The 245-nt window shown below is 52.2% G+C and carries 1 protein-coding gene; it reads left to right on the top strand.

Going from position 1 to position 245, the window contains the following annotated elements:
* The coding region (locus tag ACTHS3_RS18420) for an HvfC family peptide modification chaperone (protein WP_440368863.1) at positions 1 to 245 on the top strand (245 nt) is incomplete at both ends.

The raw sequence follows: 245 nt of genomic DNA, 5'->3' as shown, positions 1-245 counted from the left end.
GTTATCAGTATTACGTGAAGGACGAATTGCAGGAGGCTGAAACTGCTGTTTTGGTGTGGCGTGATAAGGAAGACGACGTGATGTATCACACGCTCGACGATTTCGACTCCTTATTGCTGGAAACGCTGGCAGAGACGCCCACTTCCCTACCCGGCCTGCAAACCATGCTGGCAGAGTTCATGCCGTCTGATAACGCTTGGCAGGACGCATTAAGGCAAAAATGGACGGATTGGCTGGAACAGGGC

This window comes from Neisseria sp. P0009.S007 (assembly GCF_051962515.1).
This window is presented reverse-complemented; position numbering and strand designations above follow the sequence as displayed.